Below are 20,765 nucleotides of genomic sequence, written 5' to 3' on the forward strand. Positions count from 1 at the left end.
ACAGATGCGCAGCATCGCCTCCGGGAAACTCTGCTGCACTGTGCGCTCTGCTCCCGGGGGCGGCGCTTAACGCGCCTTGCCCGGGCTATAGGTTCATCACCGTCTGCGGGCCGGTAGCCCGGACAGATGCGCAGCATCGCCTCCGGGAAATTCTGCCACGCTGCGCTCTGCTCCCGAAGCTGATGCTTCCCGGCTTGCGCTACGCTTAGCCAGGCTGCAGGCGGGTTCGCAATCGCATACAGCCGAAAGAGGCATATCATTTTCTTATACTTTCAGCCCCTATATTGATCCAGCTTACGTCGAAAGTATGATGAATTATTAAAATCGTCATACTTTCCTGTCGCTGAGAAAATGCTTTGTCTATCATCCGCACCAACCTGCTGGCGCTCTTCGCCTGCGCTCCGTTGCTGGCCTGCGCCGCGCCCAATGAACTCACCACCGCATGGCCGGTCAACGTGGGGCCGCTTAATCCTCACCTCTACACGCCCAATCAGATGTTCGCCCAGAGCATGGTCTATGAGCCACTGGTAAAGTATCAGGCGGATGGTTCGGTAAAACCCTGGCTGGCCAAAAGCTGGACCCAATCGGCGGACGGCAAAGTCTGGATTTTCACCCTGCGCGATGATGTGACATTTTCCAACGGCGAAGCGTTTGACGCCCATGCCGCCGCGGAGAACTTCCGCGTGGTGCTCGATAACCGCCAGCGCCACGCCTGGCTGGAGCTGGTCAATCAGATTGTCGATGTCAAAGCGCTCAGCCAAAACCAACTGCAAATCACCCTGAAAAGCGCGTATTACCCGTTCCTGCAAGAGCTGGCCCTGCCGCGTCCATTCCGCTTTATCGCCCCGTCGCAGTTTAAAGACAATGAGACCCTGCACGGCATTAAAGCGCCGATTGGCACCGGCCCTTGGGTACTGAAGGCATCAAAACTCAATCAGTACGACGTGCTGGTGCGTAACGAGCGCTACTGGGGCGAAAAGCCGCAGATTGAAAAGATTACCGTCAAGGTGATCCCGGACCCGACGACCCGCGCTGTAGCTTTTGAAACCGGAGATATCGACCTGCTGTACGGTAACGAAGGGCTGCTGCCGCTCGACACCTTTGCCCGTTTCAGCCAGAACCCGGCGTACCGTACCCAGCTTTCCCGGCCAATAGAGACGGTGATGCTGGCGCTAAATTCCGCCAAAGCGCCCACCAGTGAGCTGTTGGTGCGTGAAGCGCTGAACTACGCGGTGAATAAAAAATCGCTGATCGATAACGCCCTGTACGGCACGCAGCAGGTTGCTGATACGCTGTTCGCCCCCACCGTGCCTTATGCCGACATTGGCCTGACGCCGCGCCGGTACGATCCGCAGCAGGCGAAAGCATTGCTGGAAAAAGCGGGCTGGCTACTGCCTGCGGGAAAAGAGATTCGCGAGAAAAACGGCCAGCCGCTGCGCGTTGAACTGTCGTTCATTGGCACTGACGCCCTGAGCAAGTCGATGGCGGAAATCATTCAGGCCGATATGCGGCAGATTGGCGTGGATGTGGCGCTGGTCGGCGAGGAAGAGAGCAGTATTTATGCCCGCCAGCGCGATGGTCGCTTCGGCATGATTTTCAACCGCACCTGGGGGGCGCCGTACGATCCGCACGCCTTTATGAGTTCGATGCGCGTGCCGTCGCACGCCGATTTTCAGGCGCAGCAGGGTTTAGCCGACAAACCGGTTATTGATAAAGAGATTGGCGAGGTGCTGGAAATCACCGACGACCCCCACCGTCAGGCGTTGTACCGCGACATTTTGACCCGTCTGCACAATGACGCGGTTTATCTGCCCATCAGCTATGTCTCGACGATGGTGGTCGCCAGACCGGAGCTGGGGGCGATTCCCTACGCGCCGATCGCGTCTGAAATTCCGTTTGAACAGATTAAACCGGTGAAACCCTGATGCTACGTTACGCGCTACGGCGGATCTCGCTGCTGATCCCGATGATCTTCGCCGCCTCGGTGATTATCTTCCTCATGCTGCGCCTGGGTACCGGCGACCCGGCGCTCGACTATTTGCGTCTGTCGAACCTGCCGCCAACGCCAGAGATGGTCGCCTCGACCCGCGTGATGCTGGGACTGGATCAGCCGCTTATCGTCCAGTACGGCAGCTGGCTGTGGCAGGCGCTGCATCTGGATTTCGGCATCTCGTTCGCCACTCAGCGTCCGGTGCTGGATGACATGCTGAACTTCCTGCCCGCCACGCTACAGCTGGCGGGGGCTGCGCTGGTGTTGATTCTCCTCACCTCCGTACCGCTCGGTATTTGGGCGGCGCGGCATCGTGACCGCCTGCCGGATTTTATTGTGCGGGTTATCGCCTTTCTTGGCGTGTCGATGCCCAACTTCTGGCTTGCCTTTCTGCTGGTGATGTTCTTTTCGGTTTACCTGCAATGGTTGCCTGCGATGGGCTATGGCGGCTGGCAGCACATCATTCTACCGTCGGTGTCGATTGCCTTTATGTCGCTGGCGATCAACGCTCGTCTGCTGCGCGCCAGTATGCTGGAGGTCGCCGGGCAGCGCCATGTGACCTGGGCCAGACTGCGCGGTCTGAACGAGAAACAAACCGAACGTCGTCATATTTTGCGTAACGCTTCGCTGCCGATGATCACCGCCGTAGGAATGCATATCGGCGAGCTGATTGGCGGCACGATGATTATCGAGAATATCTTTGCCTGGCCCGGCGTGGGGCGCTACGCCGTCTCGGCGATATTTAACCGCGACTATCCGGTCATTCAGTGCTTTACGCTGATGATGGTGATTGTTTTTGTGGTCTGTAACCTGATGGTTGACCTGTTGAATGCCGCGCTGGATCCGCGCATTCGTCGCCATGAAGGAGCGCGTTCGTGAACTTTTTCCTCTCTTCGCGCGGGTCTGTTCGCCTCTCTTTACTCATCATCGCCCTGCTGGCGGTCGTTGCGCTCACCAGCCAGTGGTGGCTGCCTTACGATCCGCAGGCGATCGATCTGCCTTCGCGCCTGCTGGCACCTGATAGCCAGCACTGGCTGGGCACCGATCATCTGGGCCGCGATATCTTCTCGCGATTGCTGGCGGCAACCCGCATATCGCTTGGCTCGGTGATGGCCTGCCTGCTGCTGGTGCTGGCGCTGGGATTGATCGTCGGCGGCAGCGCGGGGCTTATCGGCGGTCGCGTCGATCAGGTCACCATGCGCATCGCGGATATGTTTATGACTTTCCCGACCTCGATCCTCTCTTTCTTTATGGTCGGCGTGCTGGGAACCGGGCTGACCAATGTGATTATCGCCATCGCCCTGTCGCACTGGGCGTGGTACGCACGGATGGTGCGCAGCCTGACCCTCTCCCTGCGCCAGCGCGAATTTGTGCTCGCTTCCCGGCTTTCCGGCGCGGGCCATGTCCGGGTGTTTATCGACCATCTGGCCGGTGCCGTGATTCCGTCTCTGCTGGTACTGGCGACGCTGGATATTGGTCACATGATGCTGCACGTCGCCGGGATGTCGTTCCTTGGCCTCGGCGTCACCGCGCCCACCGCCGAATGGGGGGTGATGATTAACGACGCGCGCCAATATATCTGGACCCAGCCGCTGCAAATGTTCTGGCCGGGGCTGGCGCTGTTTATCACCGTGATGGCCTTTAACATGGTGGGTGACGCGCTGCGCGATCGTCTGGACCCTCATCTGGTTACGGAGCATACCCACTAATGCCGCAACAAATTGAACTGCAAAACATCGCCTTACGGGCCGAGCGTCCGCTGGTGCACGGCGTTTCTTTGACGATCAAACGCGGGCGCGTGCTGGCGCTGGTTGGCGGCAGCGGCAGCGGCAAATCCCTGACCTGCGCCGCGGCGCTGGGCATTTTGCCTCCCGGCGTACGCCAGACGGCGGGGATAATCCTTGCCGACGGCCAGCCGGTTTCTCCCTGTGCGCTACGCGGCAGCAAAATCGCCACCATTATGCAGAATCCGCGCAGCGCTTTTAATCCGCTGCGAACAATGGCCGATCACGCCCGGGAAACCTGCCGGGCCCTGGATAAAGCCTCAGACGACGCCACGCTTATTGCGGCGCTGGAAGCCGTCGGGCTGGAGAACGCGCCGCGCGTGCTCAAGCTATACCCGTTTGAGATGAGCGGCGGCATGCTGCAGCGAATGATGATTGCTATGGCGTTGCTGTGCGATGCGCCCTTTATCGTTGCCGACGAACCCACCACCGATCTGGACGCGGTGGTCCAGGCACGCATTCTCGATCTGCTGGTAAGTATTATGCAAAACCGCGGCCCCGGTATGCTGCTGGTGACGCATGATATGGGGGTGGTGGCCAGGCTGGCGGACGATGTCGCGGTAATGGATAGCGGCAGCATTGTGGAACAGGGCGATGTGGAATCTCTGTTTCGCGCCCCGCGACACGACATCACCCGCGGGCTGGTGGCGGCGCATCTCGCCCTTTATGGTCTGGAGCTAAGCTGATGACATTACTGACCGCCTCGACAATTACCCATCACTACCCGGACTTAAAGGTGCTAACAGAGGTCTCTTTAGCGCTGAAAAGCGGTGAAACCGTGGCCCTGCTGGGGCGTAGCGGCTGCGGCAAAAGCACGCTGGCGCGCCTGCTCGTCGGCCTGGAATCCCCAACGCAGGGTCGCATCTGCTGGCGGGGAGAGCCGCTCTCCCGGCTCAATCGCGCTAAACAAAAGGCGTTCCGTCGGGATATTCAGATGGTGTTTCAGGACGCCATCAGCGCGGTCAATCCGCGTAAAACCGTACGCGAGATTCTGCGCGAGCCTATGCGTCACCTGCTATCGTTGACGAAAGCGGAGCAGCTGGCCCGGGCCAGCGAAATGCTCAGGGCGGTGGATCTTGACGATAGCTTGCTGAATAAGCGCCCCCCGCAGCTGAGCGGCGGGCAGCTACAGCGCATCTGCCTGGCGCGGGCGCTGACGGTAGAACCGAAGCTGCTGATCCTGGATGAGGCGGTTTCTAACCTCGACCTCGTGATCCAGGCGAGCGTTATTCGTCTGCTCAAAAAGCTCCAGCAGCAGTTCGGCACCGCCTGTCTTTTTATCACCCACGATTTACGCCTGGTTGAGCGCTTTTGCCAGCGGGTGATGGTGATGGATGAGGGGAAAATCGTGGAGATACAAACCGTGGGCGAGGCATTAACTTTTTCCTCTGACGCCGGTCGCGTGTTACAAAATGCGGTACTTCCCGCCTTTCCCGTGCGCCGAAATAAGGTTTAAGCCAGATGCAACGAATTACCATTACTCTCGATGACGATTTACTCGATACGCTGGATAGCCTGAGCCAGCGCCGTGGCTACAACAACCGTTCCGAAGCGATCCGCGATATTCTGCGCGGCGCGCTGGCCCAGGAGGCCGCTCAGGAGCACGGTACCCAGGGCTTCGCGGTGCTCTCTTACGTCTATGAACATGAGAAACGCGATCTCGCCAGCCGTTTAGTCTCCACCCAACATCACCACCACGATCTCTCCGTCGCCACTCTGCATGTGCATATTAATCACGACGATTGTCTGGAAATTGCCGTGCTGAAGGGGGATATGGGCGACGTTCAGCATTTTGCCGATGACGTTATCGCCCAGCGCGGCGTGCGCCACGGCCATTTGCAGTGCCTGCCGACGGAAAAGGAATCCCCCCACTCATAAACTGTGCGCGGCGATAAACGGCTTTTTAACTCGCGAGTGGGGCTAACGCTATCATGCTGGCTCGTTAGCCCATGCGCCTCGTAGCGGTTTTGCCAGCAGGGCAAGAACGGCAATCATGCTGATTTCAATCGAAAACGACCAGCAAATATGACCGAGGGTTTCGCTCCACAGCTCGTAGCCATTCAGGTTCCACAGCCATCCGGTTTCCCCGTTTAAATAGGCCGGGTGCCTGAAGCCCAACGCGGGAATGAGAAAGCCGTGCATAACGAGAGTAATAATCAGACCATAGGCCGCGCCGTACCAGAGCCGAATCTTTGGCCAGTACGCGGAAATAAAGACATAAAGAAAGGCGAAAGCAAAACTGAATAACCAGTGATAAAGCATGACGGCGCCGGGGATCGTCACTCCCTGGTAAACGTAGTCCAGCGAGTGTGAATTAATACCGAGCCAGCCAAGCCAGGCGTCGATATGCGCCGCCGGAGGCGATATTTCTCCCGCCACGCGAGGCGGCATATTGGCCTCCGTTCCCGACTTAACCAAGGAGCTAATAAAGCCCCCAATCAGCGTAGTCCAGATAATAACCTGGAGATTAACCCTGTTTTTCAACATAATAGATTTCCTCTTACAATATCGCTTATAGGATGTGTCACCTCTGATTTTTCAACTAATCAATGCGCTGATAACAGCCTGCTTGACTTATTCATCGATCATTATAGTTTGCCACTAACAAGTGCATGCTAAGACAACCCGCTCCTGCTACCTCCCCTATCGCGAAAACCAGCGGTTTTTCTCAACCATTAATAAACGACATGAATTATACGTTTGGTTAATTATTTCACTTCGCTAATAATCACGTCTCATTTAACGATCTCGTTATGGCGAGGCTCCTGCATAAACATAAGTTACCGCCCTGTTGGTATCGAGAGAGACCACTCAGGGAAATACAGGCTTCCATCGAATCAAGGTGTTGCCAAGGTAACTTCTGACGGCGTTCATGTCGGACAGATACGTTGTGCAGTGCTAAAACCAGGACGTAGGGATCTGCCTGTGCTCATCCTGTCTTGTTCGCCCCTATGAGTGATTTTTTATAGGGAATTACACCATGTCTTCCATTCAACTGTGCGCCGCACACCAGGCGACTTCGACTTTCGACGGCGACGCAATTGCCCAGTACATGCGTACCGATTTCATTACCCTGCCGGAGCATCTCAGCGTTCATGAGGCGCGAGAACTGTTCGTTTCTCAGCTGGCCAGCGATGAGATCCCCGGCCAGGTTTTTGTCGTCGCCGGAAAAAAACTGCGCGGCAGTTTATCGATTAAAAAGCTGCTGCAGGAGAGCGATACCGCGCAATCCATCCGTTATTTAATGGATAGCTGTCTGTTTCGCGTCAGGCCCGACGACCCGCGCCCGCAGGTGGTCGCCGAACTCGGCGAGCGCGGGCTCGATCTGGTGCCGGTGGTCGAAAAGGGTGAGCTGGTCGGCTGCCTGATGGAAAAAGAGATCGCTCATCTGCTGGAAGATGACGTGACCGAGGATGCTCAGCGCCAGGGGGCGACGCTGCCGCTGGAAAAGCCCTATCTGGAAACCAGCCCGTGGGCGCTGTGGAAAAAACGTTCGGTATGGCTGCTGCTGCTCTTTGTCGCCGAAGCCTACACCAGCAGCGTGTTACAGCATTTTGAAGAGGCGCTGGAATCGGCTATCGCGCTGGCCTTTTTCATACCACTGCTGATTGGTACCGGCGGCAACAGCGGAACGCAGATAACCTCTACGCTAGTACGTTCGATGGCGCTCGGGGAAGTGCGACTGCGCGATATGGGACGCGTGATCCGCAAAGAGGTCTCAACCTCGCTGCTGATCGCCATCACGCTCGGCCTGGCGGGCTGCCTGCGCGCCTGGATGATGGGCATCGGAATGGAGATCACCCTGATTGTCAGTCTGACGCTGGTATGCATCACCCTGTGGAGCGCGGTGGTGTCGTCGGTGATCCCCCTGACGCTTAAGCGCGTCGGCATCGACCCGGCGGTGGTGTCAGCGCCGTTTATCGCCACCCTCATCGACGGTACCGGATTAATTATCTATTTTAAAATCGCCCAGTATTTTCTTGGCCTGAATTGATTATTGCACCCGGCGGGCACGTCTTGCCGGGCTGTTTTATTCCCGCACGAATATCAGCAATCGCATTAAGCAATCTCAGTAAATCCGGTGCAAGTCGATAAAAAGCGTGCCCTTTCTCCGTTAAAATAACTTTTCTGATATTCCTGCCACGCGTAATCAGGTTAAAACCCAGTTCATTTTCAAGCGCACATATGCTGGTTGTTATTAGCGAAGGGGCAATACTCAGCCGCTGCGATGCAAAGTGAATACTCCCCTCCCGAACCATAAGCATGAATATCTCCACCTGTGATTTATTCATTGCCGAAATTTCTCCCGATTAAACCTTTGGCTTACGTTTTAAGTTGTCCAGTACGCAATGTCAATCGGTACAAACGGCCCCTCCGCCCCTACAAATAAAATAAAGTGTGAAGCTGACCGCTAGCGCATTTAATTATGCATTTCAGCCATTTCATTATTAAATATCCAGTCTCGCGGCGGCGTCTGCGGATGTGAACGACATCACTATAAGCCAGCCAACCAAAAAACAAAATATTCATACTTATCAAATAATTAAAGAAAACTCGCTTGCTGAATTAATTTATGGCACACGCCATGCAATTACCTCCACGTAATCAACACTGGAGATAGTTAAATGACGTACAAAATTTTACTCCCGCAGGAAATCATGGCTGAAGGGAGAGAATACCTGGAAAGTCGCGGTTATCAGCTGATTAACGGTTCAGGGATGGAAGAAGAAGATATCATTCGCGACATCGGGGACTGCGACGGTATTATCGTACGCCTTTCAAAAATGTCCGATCGCGTATTTGAGGCGGCTAAAAAGCTGAAAGTCGTTGCACGACACGGTGCCGGTTACGATACGGTCGATCTGGAGTCAGCGAAACGTCACGGCGTAGTCGTATTAAATGCGCCAATTGCTAACAGCATGTCCGTTGCCGAACTGGCCATATTTTATATGCTGCACTGCTCGCGTAATTTCAAGCTGGTACAGGAAAAGATGCTTGAAGATTATTACTGGGCAAAACTGCGCACACCAAAAGTGGAGCTGGATGGTAAAACGCTGGGCCTGATTGGCGTGGGAAATATCGGTTCACGCGTGGCAATCAAAGCGCTGCATGGCTTTAATATGAAAGTTATCGCCTACGATCCGTATAAAACCCAGCAGCAGATCCCCGAAGGCGTAGAACTCACCGACGATTTTGACCGTATTTTCAAAGAGAGCGACTTCGTTTCTCTGCACTGCCCGACGACCGCGGAAACCACCGATTTTGTCGGTGAGAAACAGTTTTCCATGATGAAGCCCACCGCCTACTTCATTAATACCGCACGCGGAAAGCTGGTTGATGAAAAAGCGCTGTATCACGCCTTGAGCACCCACGCTATCGCCGGAGCAGGCGTGGACGTCTTAAAGAAAGAGCCGTTTGATGCCAACGATCCGATTTTCTCGCTAAGCAATATCGTGATTGCCCCGCACATTGGCGCCGCCACTATCGAAGCGACCGACAGAGCCTCGCTCCATTCCGCGATTGGCATTGATGAAGTCTTATCCGGTAAGAAACCATCCTGGCCGGTGCCGGGTTTTTAAGGAGAAAAACATGACTATTGGTAACCGTATTTTTTTAAAACGTCCGGCCTGCAGCGTCGATCTTCTGAAAGAATTTGAACAGCTCCCGGCGGCGAATATTGCTGACACCATGAATCGTATTGCCGTACTGGGTAACGGGATTAAACGTATTTCTTCGCCGAAAAAACCGATTATGGCGGGCTTCGCCATCACCGTAAAAGTTCGTGCGGGCGATAACCTGATGCTGCACGCCGCGCTGGATATGGCGGGTGAGAACGATGTGATTGTGGTCTCCAACGAAGGCGACCGTTCGCGAGCGCTGATGGGCGAGATCATGGTGGCCTATGCCCACTGCATGAAGAAAGTCGCCGGTATCGTGCTGGACGGGCCAATCCGTGACATCGATGCGCTGTCGGTTCTCGATTTTCCGCTGTTCGCCACCGGCTCCAACCCCGCAGGCCCGTTTAAACAAGGTCCCGGCGAGGTGAACACGCCGATCGCCGTTGGCGGCGTCGCGGTTTGTCCGGGCGACCTGATCGTCGGCGATGCGGATGGCGTCATTGTTATCCCCCTCGGCGACGCAGAAGCCGTACTGAATAAAGCCAAAGATTATGCAAAATTCGATGCAAGCAAAGTAGAGGCCGCGAAAAACGGCACCGCGAATCGCCTTTGGGTCAAAAAATCACTGGATGAGACAGGCGTTGAGTTTATCGACGACATGTATCGTTAATTTGATTAAATAATATCAGGCCGCGGTGCCCTGACGGGCCGTGGCTTTAAAGCAAAGGTAATAAAAATGCTTTATTTAAAACTCTTGCCCATTATCTTTTTTCCCGTTTTATTTTGGATAATACCGCACCCGGAAGGCGTCGCCGCGCCGACCTGGCATATGGTTGGCATCTATCTGGCGATGCTGTGCGGACTGGTTTTACGTCCGTTTACCGATGCGGTCATTATGCTGATTATTCTCGGGTTTGCCTCTCTGGTTCTCGACCCTGCTCCTCTGTTTGCGGGTTTTGGTAGCCCGATGGTCTGGTTTATCATCAGCGCCTTTATTATTTGCAAAGCGTTTGTCATTACCGGTCTGGGTAAACGTATCGCCTATCTGCTGCTAAAACGCTACGGTAAAAATACCCTCACCCTGGGCTATCTGATGATGGTGACGGATACCGTACTGGCCCCGGCAACAGGTTCAAATATGTCCCGTTCCGGAGGCATCACCTATCCCATCTTCAGGAACATCGCCGAAGCGCTGGGCTCGAAGCCCGACGACGGTAGCCGGAAAATCGGCGCCTATCTGACCATCCTGATGTACGTCGTCTCAATGGGAACCTCCAGCCTGTTTCTGACGGGGATGGCGACCAACTCAATTACCGTCTCGCTGGCTAACGAGATCATGAAAGTGAATCTCGAATGGATGACCTGGTTTAAAGCCGCCATTGTGCCCGCCGGACTGGTGCTGCTGCTCGCGCCATGGATACTGTATAAAATCTACGCCCCGGAACTCAAAGTTATTGATAACGTCAACGAAATTGCTGAAAAAGGCCTGCGTGAACTGGGTCCGGTAAAGCGCGAAGAGAAGCTGTTGATCGTATTCTTTATTCTGGGCGTACTCGGCTGGATGACGGGCTCCATTACCGGCATCGCCTTTATTCCGGTCGGCCTGGCTTTCCTCGCCTGCCTGCTGCTTTTCGGCGTCCTGAGCTGGAACGACGTGGTGAGCGAAAAATCGGCCTGGCAGACCTTCGTCTGGTACGGCGCGTTTTATGGATGCGCGGTTGCGCTATCAAAAGGCGGGTTCTATGTCTTCCTGGTCGACGTTATCAAAAACTATCTTGACCTGTCGCACCTGAATGAAATCAGCGCAATTGCCGTCCTGGTCTTTATCAGCCTTGCTGTCCGCTATTTCTTTGTCTCTAATAGCGCGTTCGTGGTCTCATTCTACCCGGTACTTTTTACCCTGGGAATGACGACTCAGGCGCATCCTATGTACGTGGCGCTTTCTCTGGCCTTCTCCGCAGGCTATGGCGCATTGCTGACGCACTACGGCAACGGCGCTGGCGTATTTACGTTCTCCAGCGGCTACGTGCCGCAAAAAACATTCTGGATGCTGGGCACCATCATGGTGGTGGTCAACGTATTAATCTTCTTCCTGATCGGTATTCCCTACTGGAAGTTTATCGGCATTTAACAGGAGCATAAAATGAAACTGGATATTCTGATTAAAAACGGTCTGGTCGCCGATCTTGATAGCCGCGATTATATTAATCGCAATATTGGCATCATCGGCGATCGTATCGTTGACTTAAATGCCGTTGATGATTTGCAGGCCGAAACGGTTATTGATGCCGCAGGTTGTATCGTACTGCCTGGCTTAATCGACTTCCATGGCCATGTTTTTCATGGCGGGACCGCCATCAGTGTTAACCCTGATATCGTATGCTTGCCTAATGGGGTCACCAGTATGGTCGATGCCGGCAGCAGCGGCTGGGTAAATTATCAGCTTTTTCGCAATAGCGTGATTCATCCTGCCATGGTGAAAATCAAAAGCTATCTGAACGTGGTCAACGTCGGACTTTCTACCCTCGGAGGCGGGCCGACCGGTTATCTGGAAAATACCAATCCGGCAAATTACAACGAGGAGAAGATAGCGCAAACGCTGAATGGCAACAGAGACAATATTCTCGGCCTGAAACTACGCTACAGCCAGGATATCGCTAAAGGGAAACAGTACGCCAGCGACCCTCTTATCTCTACCGTCTCCCTGGCGCGTAAACTGGATACCACGATTTGCGTTCACGTCACGGACTCTCTTCTCTGCGCCGATGAACTGATCCGCTATTTTAATGCCGATGATATTTACGCGCACTGTTTCCACGGCACCGGCCACTCGATTCTCAATGAACAGGGCGAGGTCTATGCGGCGATAAAAGAGGCCCAGTCCCGGGGCGTTATCTTCGACTGTTCAAACGGCGTGGCCCACTTTGATTTTCACGTTGCCAGAACCGCCATGGCGCAGGGATTCTATCCTGATATCATTAGTACCGATCTCACTTTAAGAAATAGCTTACGGACGGATAAGGTCTACAGTCTGCTCCACGTCATGTCGAAATATCTCAACATGGGAATGTCCTTCTTCGATATTGTTCGCGCGGTAACCGCTACGCCGGCCCGCCTGATGAAGATGCAGGGACAAATTGGTACCCTGGCGCCCGGCGCGTTTGCTGATATTTCGATTGTTAAACTGCAAAAAGAGAAGATTGTTTTTGAAGATACTCAGGGCGTTAAAATTGAAGGCGACCGTTACATTGATAACTGCGCTACCCTGTGTAATGGTCAAATTGTCTACCGCCGCCTGCGCTTCTAATCGCTAATTATTAAGCCTTACGTCTACATCGGCGTAAGGCTTTTATTCTGAATCGCGTATAATATGACTTCACTCATTGATTCTCCTCGCGCTCATCATATACTAAGGCTTGCCTACCCTGCTGTCTGCGAGAATAATGCATGAATAATAATGAAATTGTTATCTTTTCAGTTTCCAGGACAATAACCCAACGAATCATGAATGTCCTTATTGAAAGGAAACTCGACATCCCCGTGTATGAATTTCGTTATTCAGAAGTTCTCGATAAAGCCCATGAGATGATTCAATCCGGCACTAAGATAATTATTAGCCGAGGCGGTACCGCCGCACTCCTGCGTAGCAATATTACTATCCCCGTCATTGAAATCGCCCATGATTTTCATGGCGTTTATCGCATCTTACAAGAAGCGAATAGTAAGTCGCAAAAAATCGCCGCCGTTGGTTTCCCGCAGTTTTGCAGCGCCTTACGCCATTACCAGAACATGACCAATGAAGATTTTAAAATTTGTCAGGTTTATAATCATCACGATATTGAAAATGTTATAAAAAATCTTTCGGAGAATAATTACCATACCGTAATCGGCGGACTGACCGTTGCTGAAATGGCTCAAAAATATCACCTCAATGCTATTATGGGTGATACTGATAACATTTCCATTGAGCAGGCCATCAATGAAGCTCACAGTTTATTGAAATACATTAATCGTGAAAACAGCAAACTGATCATGAGTCACTCAGCATTGAATCAGGCGCGTGAAGGTATTATGTGTATCGATCAGCTTGGTGAAATTATCAATATCAACGCTACCGGCGTGGCATTATTCCAATGTCAAGCCGGAGATAAAATATTCAAAAAAGAAGCGTTTAAAGAGATCTACGCCAGTATTATTAATGAACTAGACATCAAAGAGCAGGCTATAGACATCAACGGCGTAACGATTCATATTTCCGTGCGCCACTTTTCTAACCGAAAAATATCTTATGCCGTTATTACGGGGCTAAGCCAGGAGAGCACGCTTTGGCAAAACAGCGTCAACAAAAAAAGTAAGCTGCGCGGTTTTTCCACAACCTGGTCTTTCGACGATATTATTGGTCAGTCTCCGGCCATCCTCGATGTTATAAAAAAAGCTAAACTGTGCGCCCGCCACGAACTGCCGATTCATATTTTAGGTGATACCGGCACGGGCAAAGAACTTTTCGCCCAAAGTATTCACCACTATAGCGTCAGAGGCCATAGTCCTTTTATCGCGATTAACTGCGCGGCCATCCCCGAGAGCATTCTGGAAAGTGAACTCTTTGGCTATGCCGACGGCGCCTTTACCAGCGCGCGGAAGGGCGGCAAACCTGGGGTGTTTGAAATGGCGATGAACGGTACGGTGTTTATCGATGAAATCAGCGAAGCGCCGCTATCGGTACAGGTTAAGCTGCTGCGCGTATTGCAGGAAAAGCAGTTTTCTCGTCTCGGCGGCGATACGCTTATTACCGTCGATTTTCGCCTGATCACCGCCAGCAATAAGGATCTGCGCCAGCTCGTCGCCAACGGTGAATTCCGGCAGGATCTGTACTACAGAATCAATATCCTTGAGTTGACGCTACCGGCCTTACGCCAACGACCGGGCGATATTATGCTGTTAATTCAGCACTTGCTTCATCAGCAGGGTAAGCAAATCACCTTTACCCCCGACGCGGTGGATTTTTTACATAGCTATCGCTGGCCCGGCAATATTCGCGAACTCCAGGCGGTGATCTACCGACTCATTGTGCTGCTCGATATAGACAGGGTGAACAAGGAGATTTTACTCCAGGTTAGTCAAATTACACCCGATGACCATCAGCAACTCGCTCACTCCCCGGCGGTGAGCGTCTCATCCGATGAAACCGATCTATTAAAGAAACAAGAGAAACAACTGATTACCAGCGTAATAGAAAAAACCGACGGAGACAGAACCAGAGCATCGGTCATGCTGGGTATTAGCCCCACCACCCTGTGGCGCAAATTAAAGCAGCATAATATCAGCGGATAAGTCGAAGCCTGCTCCGCTGATACAGAGCAGGCGGTTATTTCTGTTCCGCTAAAGCCTGCGCGCATGCCCAGGCTGACGCCCATGCCCACTGGAAGTTATAACCTCCCAGCCAGCCGGTAACGTCCATCACTTCGCCGATAAAGTAGAGCCCGGGCACCTTACGGGCCTCCATGGTGCGCGAAGAGAGTTCGTTAGTATCTACGCCGCCGAGGGTCACTTCCGCCGTACGATAGCCTTCGGTGCCATTCGGCTGGACGCGCCATGCGGTCAGCGTCTCAACCAGCGCCTGCTGCTCGCGGACGTTAAGCTGTTTCAGCGTGATATCCGGGAGTTGGCCCAGCTGCTGCAGGCACTCAACCAACCGTTTCGGCAGCTGCATCGCAAGCGTGTTTTTCAGGCTCTGATTAGGATGCGCCGCGCGCTGTTCGTTGAGGAAATCATCAAGATGGCACTCCGGCAGCAGATTGATGCTGACGAATTCTCCCGGCTGCCAGTAGCTGGAAATTTGCAGTACCGCCGGCCCGGACAGCCCGCGGTGGGTAAAGAGCAGATTTTCCCGGAAGACGGTCCCGTTTTCCGCCGTGATGGTTGACGGCACCGAGACGCCGGAAAGCACCTGCAGCTGCTCAAGCAGCGGCTTATGCAAGGTAAACGGCACCAGGCCCGCGCGGGTCGGCAGTACCTTCAGGCCAAACTGCTCGGCAAGCTTATAGCCGAACGGCGAAGCGCCCAGACCGGGCATGGATAACCCGCCGGAGGCCACCACCAGTCTGTTCGCCGCCACCGTCTCGCCGTTAAGCTGCAGCATGTAGCCCTCATCATCCCGCTCAACGCTGATAATTTCGCTACGCAGGCGAATTTGTACGCCGCCCTTTTCACACTCCGCCAGCAGCATGTTGACGATTTGCTCGGCGGAATCATCGCAGAAAAGCTGGCCCAGGGTTTTCTCATGCCAGGCAATACCGTGTTTGCTAACCAGATCGATAAAGTCCCACTGGGTGTAGCGCGCCAGCGCGGATTTGCAAAAATGCGGGTTTTGGCTGAGATATGCCGCGGGTTCGATATACATGTTAGTAAAGTTGCAGCGTCCGCCGCCTGACATCAGGATCTTGCGCCCGGGCTTTTTGCCATTATCGAGCAGCAGCACCCGGCAGCCTGCCTGCCCTGCCTGCGCCGCACAAAACATTCCCGCCGCTCCGGCGCCGATTACGATGGCATCAAACCTTTCCACACAACATTCCTCATATCCCGATTGTCGGGAATTGTAAATTTTTCACTCTGGTCGCACCAGCATGAAAAAAACAGATTTACGTACCTCATTGAAAGATATAGGAATACTCCCAACAAGGTAAAACTTAAACAGGAAGAAAATCAAAAAAAGTCTATATTTCACTTTGCCCGCGCCGCTAAAGTCACTGATAATGCGCCGCGTTCATGTCCTCAAAATGGCGTAACGTCCTATGCTACATTTATTTGCCGGTCTGGATTTACATACCGGGCTACTGTTATTGCTTGCTCTGGCTTTCGTGCTTTTTTACGAAGCGATCAATGGTTTTCATGATACCGCAAACGCTGTTGCAACTGTGATCTACACACGCGCAATGCGGTCGCAGCTTGCTGTGGCGATGGCGGCTCTTTTTAACTTCTTCGGCGTTCTGTTGGGCGGTCTCAGCGTAGCCTATGCCATCGTGCATATGTTGCCGACCGACCTGTTGCTTAACATGGGTTCAGCACATGGCCTCGCCATGGTCTTTTCCATGCTGCTGGCGGCAATTATCTGGAACCTCGGCACCTGGTACTTCGGCCTTCCGGCCTCCAGCTCGCACACCCTGATCGGCGCGATCATCGGTATTGGTTTAACCAATGCGCTGATGACCGGTACGTCGGTGGTGGACGCGCTGAACATCCCGAAAGTCATGGGTATTTTTGGCTCGCTTATCATCTCGCCAATCGTTGGCCTGGTCGTGGCGGGCGGCCTGATTTTCATCCTGCGTCGTTACTGGAGCGGAACCAAAAAACGCGCCCGTATCCACCTGACCCCAGCCGAGCGTGAAAAGAAAGACGGCAAGAAAAAGCCGCCGTTCTGGACGCGTATTGCGCTGATTCTCTCCGCCATTGGCGTTGCGTTCTCCCACGGCGCGAACGATGGTCAGAAAGGCATTGGCCTGGTCATGCTGGTTCTGATCGGCGTAGCTCCGGCTGGCTTCGTGGTCAATATGAACGCTTCCGGCTACGAAATCACCCGTACCCGCGATGCGGTCAACAACGTGGAAACCTTCTTCCAGCAGCGTCCTGAGCTGTTGAAGAAAGCGACCGGCGCTGAGCAGCTCATCCCGTCTCCGGACGCGGGGGCAGCCGCAAATGGCGAATTCCACTGCCACCCGGCAAACACCATCAACGCGCTTGACCGCGTGAAGACGATGCTGACCGGAACCGAAAGCTACGACACGCTCTCCGTTGAGCAACGCAGCCATCTGCGCCGCATTATGCTCTGCATCTCCGATACCACCGATAAAGTGGCGAAGCTGCCGGAAGTCAGTGCCGACGATAAGCGTCTGCTTAAAAAGCTGAAAACCGATATGCTGAGCACCATCGAATACGCGCCAATCTGGATTATTATGGCGGTTGCGCTGGCGCTGGGTATCGGCACCATGATCGGCTGGCGTCGCGTGGCGACCACCATTGGCGAGAAAATCGGTAAGAAAGGGATGACCTACGCACAGGGTATGTCAGCTCAGATGACCGCAGCCGTATCGATTGGTCTGGCGAGCTATACCGGTATGCCGGTTTCCACCACCCACGTGCTCTCCTCCTCGGTTGCGGGGACAATGCTCGTCGATGGCGGAGGTCTGCAGAAGAAGACCGTCACCAGTATTCTGATGGCATGGGTACTCACCCTGCCCGCGGCGATTCTGCTCTCCGGCGCGCTATACTGGCTCTCGCTGCAGATTATCTAAGCCGTCTCGGTAATAAGACAGATAAACGGGTCAGGAAACTGGCCCGTTTTTTTTACCCGCAGTGTCACTAGTGCCAGATAGCCAGGGCAATCATGCTCACCATCACCAGGCCGCAGAGGGCGCTGGTAAGGATAAACTGCCGACGAACCCGCTCGCAGCGGCGGATGAACTCATCGTCGTGATGATCGCGGTAGCGCTGAGCGTAGATATACCACACCAGGCGCATCTGTTTGCTGGGCTGTCCATGCGACGTAAAAAAACCGCCGCCGTCGACATATTGATAGAGCAAAGGGTCACAACCACGTAGCACAACAAGCAATGCACGCAGCGACGAGAAGTAGCGTGCCATATTCACTACACATACGATACACAGGGCCCAAAACAGCGCAACAGTGCTGATCATACCTCCTCCCCGGCGACCCGTCCTCGGAGGCTCCCTCCGGGACTACCGCTCCCCAATATCAAACCGACTGTACTGTGAAAGAGTGCGATTCCGATCACGTTTATTTATCCGACCGGCTCATTAAATAGTGTAGGAGATCAGTTAATTTTTTTACCACAACGTTAATCATTATCAATGCATAAGTCGGATATATTTGTTTAACTATTTGCTGAACAAGGTAGATTGACGGATCGCGAGGGGCGCTATAAGGTAGAAATATCTTCTACAATTAGGTCCTTAAGGACTACCCCCCGCGAATGTGGCACGCAGGACGCGGGCGAAGCGGCAGCGCTGGCTGTCAGGTCCAACGGTCATCGACAACTTATGGAAGGAGTAACACTATGGCTTACAAACATATTCTTATTGCAGTAGACCTGTCCCCGGAAAGCAAAGTACTGGTAGAAAAAGCCGTTTCTATGGCCCGTCCCTACAATGCAAAAGTTTCCCTGATCCACGTAGATGTGAATTACTCCGATCTCTACACCGGCCTTATTGATGTTAACCTGGGCGATATGCAGAAACGCATCTCCGAAGAGACTCACCACGCGTTAAGCGAACTCTCTACGAATGCGGGCTATCCGATCACTGAGACCCTGAGCGGTAGCGGCGATCTCGGCCAGGTGCTGGTCGATGCGATTAAAAAATATGATATGGACCTCGTGGTTTGCGGTCACCATCAGGACTTCTGGAGCAAGCTGATGTCCTCCGCGCGTCAGCTCATCAACACCGTTCACGTCGATATGCTGATTGTCCCGCTGCGCGACGAAGAAGAGGAATAACAGGACGTTATTTCATTTCGCTGATGACCAACGCCCGCCCATGCGGGCGTTTTTATTTCTCACTCCCCGCCGAAAAGAAAGAATATAAATCCATAAAATCCGCAAATTGCCAGATTGATCAACCAACAAAATCGCCATTTATCCATATAATCATTCGCCAAAGCGTATAACCATCATATCATTGCGCAAAATTAAGGTTTTTAAGCGCGTTTTGGCATACGCGTGCATACTTTTTCGGACAGGACTAAAAGGCGAAGCAATATGAACTCCACCGCACCCACAGGCTTGCTGCAGCAACCTCGCCCATTCTTCATGATCTTCTTTGTGGAACTATGGGAACGATTTGGCTATTACGGCGTTCAGGGCATTCTGGCCGTTTTCTTTGTTAAACAGCTCGGCTTCTCGCAGGAACAGGCGTTTATAACCTTTGGCGCGTTTGCGGCGCTGGTATATGGCCTGATCTCCATCGGCGGCTATGTCGGCGATCATCTGCTCGGCACCAAACGTACGCTGGTGCTGGGCGCGATTGTCCTCGCCGCGGGCTACTTTATGACCGGCCTGTCGCTGCTCAAACCCAATCTCATTTTTATCGCGCTGGGAACCATTGCGGTGGGAAACGGGCTATTTAAAGCCAACCCGGCGAGCCTGCTCTCCAAGTGCTATCCGCCAAAAGATGCCCGCCTCGACGGCGCCTTCACGCTGTTCTATATGTCGATTAACATCGGTTCGCTGCTGTCGCTGTCGCTGGCGCCGGTGATTGCCGATAAATTCGGCTACGCGGTGACCTACAACCTGTGCGGCGCCGGCCTGATTGTCGCCCTGCTGGTTTACTTCGCCTGTCGGGGTATGGTGAAAGATATCGGCTCTGAGCCGGACCACAAGCCGTTGAGTCTGCGCAATTTACTGTACGTGCTGGCAGGAACGGTGGTGATGATTTTTATCTGCGCCTGGCTGATGCATAATGTAAAAATCGCCAATCTGGTGCTAATTATCCTCTCAGTGGTGGTGACGATTTTCTTCTTCCGCGAAGCCTTCAGGCTGGATAAAACCGGGCGCAATAAAATGTTCGTCGCCTTTATCCTGATGCTGGAAGCGGTGCTGTTTTATATTCTGTACGCGCAGATGCCGACCTCACTCAACTTCTTTGCCATCAACAACGTCCACCATGAAATACTCGGTTTCGCGATTAACCCAGTGAGCTTTCAGGCGCTAAATCCGTTCTGGGTGGTGGTGGCCAGCCCGATCCTCGCCGCGATCTACACACGTTTGGGCAATAAAGGCAAAGACCTGAGCATGCCGATGAAGTTCACCCTCGGCATGTTCCTGTGCGCGCTGGGCTTTTTAACTGCCGCAGCGGCGGGAATGTGGTTTGCCGATGCCCAGGGATTGACCTCGCCGTGGTTTATCGTGCTGGTCTATCTGTTTCAGAGTCTGGGAGAACTGCTGATTAGCGCCCTGGGGCTGGCGATGGTTGCCGCGCTGGTACCGCAGCATCTGATGGGCTTTATTCTGGGGATGTGGTTCCTGACGCAGGCCGCCGCATTTCTGCTGGGCGGCTACGTCGCAACCTTCACCGCCGTACCGGACAACATTACCGACCCGCTACAAACGCTGCCGATATATACCAACGTATTCAGTAAAATTGGCCTGGTGACCCTGGGCGTCACGGTGGTCATGGCGATCATGGTGCCGTGGTTGAACAGGATGATTAATACAAAGAGCGCGTAAAAACAGTGCGGTCGACGAGGTTTCCCGGATTGCGGCTAACGCCTTATCCTGGCTACAGAACTGCGCATCTGTCCGGGCTATCAGACCCGCAGACGGCGGTGAACCCGTAGCCCGGGCAAGGCGCATCGCGCCGCCC

Annotated in this window: 19 protein-coding genes and 1 riboswitch; of the genes, 15 read left to right on the forward strand and 4 right to left on the reverse strand. The window is 53.6% G+C overall.

Features of this window, described 5'->3' with window-relative positions; all coding sequences use genetic code 11:
* Positions 1-356 precede the first annotated feature (356 nt).
* The 6 genes from nikA to nikR are packed head-to-tail and all read left to right on the forward strand — an operon-like array spanning position 357 to position 5,652.
* Positions 357-1,925: a nickel ABC transporter substrate-binding protein gene (nikA, locus tag ABLV75_RS02660; protein ID WP_004106617.1), complete on the forward strand. Its 1,569-nt coding sequence runs from the start codon at positions 357-359 to the stop codon at positions 1,923-1,925.
* On the forward strand, positions 1,925-2,869 hold the full coding sequence (gene nikB, locus ABLV75_RS02665; RefSeq protein ID WP_004106619.1) for a nickel ABC transporter permease subunit NikB: 945 nt from the start codon (positions 1,925-1,927) through the stop codon (positions 2,867-2,869). The genes nikA and nikB overlap by 1 nt, the downstream gene beginning before the upstream one ends.
* The gene (gene nikC / locus ABLV75_RS02670) at positions 2,866-3,699 is read left to right on the forward strand and encodes a nickel ABC transporter permease subunit NikC (RefSeq protein ID WP_004106621.1); all 834 of its coding nucleotides are present in this window, start codon (positions 2,866-2,868) and stop codon (positions 3,697-3,699) included. The genes nikB and nikC overlap by 4 nt, the downstream gene beginning before the upstream one ends.
* Positions 3,699-4,460 (forward strand): nickel import ATP-binding protein NikD, encoded by a 762-nt coding sequence (gene nikD, locus ABLV75_RS02675; protein WP_004106623.1) that lies wholly within the window; start codon positions 3,699-3,701, stop codon positions 4,458-4,460. Before nikC ends, nikD begins: the two co-directional genes overlap by 1 nt.
* Positions 4,460-5,230: a nickel import ATP-binding protein NikE gene (gene nikE, locus ABLV75_RS02680; RefSeq protein ID WP_004106626.1), complete on the forward strand. Its 771-nt coding sequence runs from the start codon at positions 4,460-4,462 to the stop codon at positions 5,228-5,230. The genes nikD and nikE overlap by 1 nt, the downstream gene beginning before the upstream one ends.
* Before the next feature lie 5 nt (positions 5,231-5,235).
* Positions 5,236-5,652, forward strand: coding sequence for a nickel-responsive transcriptional regulator NikR (nikR, locus tag ABLV75_RS02685; protein ID WP_004106628.1), 417 nt, complete (start codon positions 5,236-5,238; stop codon positions 5,650-5,652).
* A gap of 51 nt (positions 5,653-5,703) precedes the next feature.
* Here the strand turns inward: nikR and ABLV75_RS02690 are convergent, their stop codons facing one another.
* Positions 5,704-6,261 (reverse strand): DUF1440 domain-containing protein, encoded by a 558-nt coding sequence (locus ABLV75_RS02690; RefSeq protein WP_004106630.1) that lies wholly within the window; start codon positions 6,259-6,261, stop codon positions 5,704-5,706.
* Between the two features lie 253 nt (positions 6,262-6,514).
* Positions 6,515-6,698: riboswitch (M-box (ykoK) riboswitch) on the forward strand.
* 56 nt (positions 6,699-6,754) lie between these two features.
* On the opposite strand from ABLV75_RS02690, the gene ABLV75_RS02695 reads away from it, so the two are divergent.
* A complete protein-coding gene (locus tag ABLV75_RS02695) occupies positions 6,755-7,768 on the forward strand; it encodes a magnesium transporter (RefSeq protein WP_004106632.1) in 1,014 nt (337 codons plus the stop codon).
* Here ABLV75_RS02695 and ABLV75_RS02700 read toward each other — a convergent pair.
* Complete coding sequence (locus ABLV75_RS02700; protein WP_004116154.1) at positions 7,734-8,066, reverse strand: LysR family transcriptional regulator; 333 nt, start codon at positions 8,064-8,066, stop codon at positions 7,734-7,736. The two genes, ABLV75_RS02695 and ABLV75_RS02700, sit on opposite strands and share 35 nt — an antisense overlap.
* 333 nt (positions 8,067-8,399) lie before the next feature.
* Here ABLV75_RS02700 and ABLV75_RS02705 point away from each other — a divergent pair, with 333 nt between their 5' ends.
* The 5 genes from ABLV75_RS02705 (at position 8,400) to ABLV75_RS02725 (ending at position 14,723) form a co-directional block, all read left to right on the forward strand.
* Positions 8,400-9,353, forward strand: a complete 954-nt coding sequence (locus ABLV75_RS02705) for a hydroxyacid dehydrogenase (RefSeq protein ID WP_004106636.1) — start codon at positions 8,400-8,402, stop codon at positions 9,351-9,353.
* Between the two features lie 10 nt (positions 9,354-9,363).
* The gene (locus ABLV75_RS02710) at positions 9,364-10,062 is read left to right on the forward strand and encodes an RraA family protein (RefSeq protein WP_004106638.1); all 699 of its coding nucleotides are present in this window, start codon (positions 9,364-9,366) and stop codon (positions 10,060-10,062) included.
* Positions 10,063-10,128: 66 nt separating this feature from the next.
* Entirely contained in the window at positions 10,129-11,523 is a 1,395-nt protein-coding gene (locus tag ABLV75_RS02715; protein ID WP_004106639.1) for a DASS family sodium-coupled anion symporter, read from the forward strand.
* Positions 11,524-11,535: 12 nt separating this feature from the next.
* The gene (locus ABLV75_RS02720) at positions 11,536-12,699 is read left to right on the forward strand and encodes a metallo-dependent hydrolase (protein WP_004106641.1); all 1,164 of its coding nucleotides are present in this window, start codon (positions 11,536-11,538) and stop codon (positions 12,697-12,699) included.
* A 140-nt stretch (positions 12,700-12,839) separates the two neighbouring features.
* Positions 12,840-14,723, forward strand: a complete 1,884-nt coding sequence (locus ABLV75_RS02725) for a sigma-54-dependent Fis family transcriptional regulator (protein ID WP_004106643.1) — start codon at positions 12,840-12,842, stop codon at positions 14,721-14,723.
* Positions 14,724-14,757: 34 nt separating this feature from the next.
* Here the strand turns inward: ABLV75_RS02725 and ABLV75_RS02730 are convergent, their stop codons facing one another.
* Positions 14,758-15,954 (reverse strand): NAD(P)/FAD-dependent oxidoreductase, encoded by a 1,197-nt coding sequence (locus ABLV75_RS02730; RefSeq protein ID WP_024274792.1) that lies wholly within the window; start codon positions 15,952-15,954, stop codon positions 14,758-14,760.
* Positions 15,955-16,183: 229 nt separating this feature from the next.
* Here ABLV75_RS02730 and pitA point away from each other — a divergent pair, with 229 nt between their 5' ends.
* Entirely contained in the window at positions 16,184-17,680 is a 1,497-nt protein-coding gene (pitA, locus tag ABLV75_RS02735; RefSeq protein WP_004106648.1) for an inorganic phosphate transporter PitA, read from the forward strand.
* A gap of 67 nt (positions 17,681-17,747) precedes the next feature.
* Here the strand turns inward: pitA and uspB are convergent, their stop codons facing one another.
* Positions 17,748-18,083: a universal stress protein UspB gene (gene uspB, locus ABLV75_RS02740; RefSeq protein ID WP_004106649.1), complete on the reverse strand. Its 336-nt coding sequence runs from the start codon at positions 18,081-18,083 to the stop codon at positions 17,748-17,750.
* 380 nt (positions 18,084-18,463) lie between these two features.
* On the opposite strand from uspB, the gene uspA reads away from it, so the two are divergent.
* Together uspA and dtpB are read left to right on the forward strand one after the other, a co-directional pair.
* On the forward strand, positions 18,464-18,901 hold the full coding sequence (uspA, locus tag ABLV75_RS02745) for a universal stress protein UspA (protein WP_004106650.1): 438 nt from the start codon (positions 18,464-18,466) through the stop codon (positions 18,899-18,901).
* 261 nt (positions 18,902-19,162) lie between these two features.
* Positions 19,163-20,629, forward strand: a complete 1,467-nt coding sequence (gene dtpB / locus ABLV75_RS02750) for a dipeptide/tripeptide permease DtpB (RefSeq protein ID WP_024274793.1) — start codon at positions 19,163-19,165, stop codon at positions 20,627-20,629.
* The last annotated feature ends 136 nt before the right edge of the window (positions 20,630-20,765 follow it).

Origin of the sequence: Klebsiella sp. CN_Kp066, from assembly GCF_040065135.1 — a bacterium.
GTDB classification, from domain to species: Bacteria; Pseudomonadota; Gammaproteobacteria; order Enterobacterales; family Enterobacteriaceae; genus Klebsiella; species Klebsiella oxytoca.

Excerpts from the sequence above, each read along its gene's own strand:
- nikR (WP_004106628.1), top strand. The coding sequence starts at position 5,236 with ATGCAACGAATTACCATTACTCTCGATGACGATTTACTCGATACGCTG.
- ABLV75_RS02715 (WP_004106639.1), top strand. The coding sequence starts at position 10,129 with ATGCTTTATTTAAAACTCTTGCCCATTATCTTTTTTCCCGTTTTATTT.
- nikB (WP_004106619.1), top strand. The coding sequence starts at position 1,925 with ATGCTACGTTACGCGCTACGGCGGATCTCGCTGCTGATCCCGATGATC.
- nikD (WP_004106623.1), top strand. The coding sequence starts at position 3,699 with ATGCCGCAACAAATTGAACTGCAAAACATCGCCTTACGGGCCGAGCGT.
- ABLV75_RS02710 (WP_004106638.1), top strand. The coding sequence starts at position 9,364 with ATGACTATTGGTAACCGTATTTTTTTAAAACGTCCGGCCTGCAGCGTC.
- uspB (WP_004106649.1), bottom strand. The coding sequence starts at position 18,083 with ATGATCAGCACTGTTGCGCTGTTTTGGGCCCTGTGTATCGTATGTGTA.
- ABLV75_RS02705 (WP_004106636.1), top strand. The coding sequence starts at position 8,400 with ATGACGTACAAAATTTTACTCCCGCAGGAAATCATGGCTGAAGGGAGA.
- ABLV75_RS02700 (WP_004116154.1), bottom strand. The coding sequence starts at position 8,066 with ATGAATAAATCACAGGTGGAGATATTCATGCTTATGGTTCGGGAGGGG.
- nikE (WP_004106626.1), top strand. The coding sequence starts at position 4,460 with ATGACATTACTGACCGCCTCGACAATTACCCATCACTACCCGGACTTA.
- ABLV75_RS02720 (WP_004106641.1), top strand. The coding sequence starts at position 11,536 with ATGAAACTGGATATTCTGATTAAAAACGGTCTGGTCGCCGATCTTGAT.
- pitA (WP_004106648.1), top strand. The coding sequence starts at position 16,184 with ATGCTACATTTATTTGCCGGTCTGGATTTACATACCGGGCTACTGTTA.
- uspA (WP_004106650.1), top strand. The coding sequence starts at position 18,464 with ATGGCTTACAAACATATTCTTATTGCAGTAGACCTGTCCCCGGAAAGC.
- dtpB (WP_024274793.1), top strand. The coding sequence starts at position 19,163 with ATGAACTCCACCGCACCCACAGGCTTGCTGCAGCAACCTCGCCCATTC.
- ABLV75_RS02725 (WP_004106643.1), top strand. The coding sequence starts at position 12,840 with ATGAATAATAATGAAATTGTTATCTTTTCAGTTTCCAGGACAATAACC.
- ABLV75_RS02695 (WP_004106632.1), top strand. The coding sequence starts at position 6,755 with ATGTCTTCCATTCAACTGTGCGCCGCACACCAGGCGACTTCGACTTTC.
- ABLV75_RS02690 (WP_004106630.1), bottom strand. The coding sequence starts at position 6,261 with ATGTTGAAAAACAGGGTTAATCTCCAGGTTATTATCTGGACTACGCTG.